Origin of the sequence: Citrobacter sp. MGH 55 (assembly GCF_016906145.1) — a bacterium.
Classification (GTDB): Bacteria; Pseudomonadota; Gammaproteobacteria; order Enterobacterales; family Enterobacteriaceae; genus Citrobacter_A; species Citrobacter_A amalonaticus.
Window position 1 is genome coordinate 2,753,703 of sequence record NZ_CP070239.1, and the last position, 729, is coordinate 2,754,431.

Annotated in this window: 1 pseudogene; it reads right to left on the reverse strand. The window is 59.7% G+C overall.

Features of this window, described 5'->3' with window-relative positions:
* A pseudogene (locus tag JTI98_RS21435) lies at nucleotides 1-729 on the reverse strand (DUF6531 domain-containing protein); the annotation flags it as partial.

Here is a 729-nt window from a genome sequence, read left to right on the forward strand (position 1 = left end):
GTCAGGCGGTCTGACGCATCGTAATGCCAGAGGGTGACAAGGCTTTCGTCCTCACTGCGGATAAGCTGCCCGGTAATACCGTACTGATAACGCTGCGTCCTGCCGTCAAAGCCCGCTTCCTGCACCAGCCTGTCCAGCACATCATAAGYGAARGTGGTGTGGCTGCCGTTTTCGTTGGTCAGTTGCGTCACACGRCCTGCGGCATCGTAGGTCATCTGCCGGGTCAGGCTGCCAGTGGTGGTGCTCACCGGGTGTCCTGCGGCATCATACTGCGTCTCCGTGCGTACGCCGTCCGGGCCAGTGACCGCCATCAGGTCGCCCGCAATGCTGTACTCATAKCGGGTYTCRTGGCCCTGTGCATTTTTCTGGCTGACCAGTCTGCCCCGGTCATCGTAAGCACGGTACTGGCTGAGGCCTTCTTCCTGATGAAGGGCAGTGACCTGCCCGAAGCGGCCGTATTCATAACGGGTCTGGTAGCCTGAGCAGTCGGTGAAGGTGAGCAACTGCCCGTAGCGGCTCGAAATGAATACTGCGCCCGCCGTKGTCGTTGAGTATCAGTTCTTCATCRCGRAKYTGTAAGCGGATATCGAAGGGSGCTTTCCAGCCGGGGCCRAARATGCTCACCGGTGCAGGCGTTTTCGTCCGGTAGCTGCTGTAGGTTCTGGAGAGCACAAACGGTAACGGACCCGGCAGGGCGAAATCGGTTTCGCCGGGCAGGACTTTGGCACC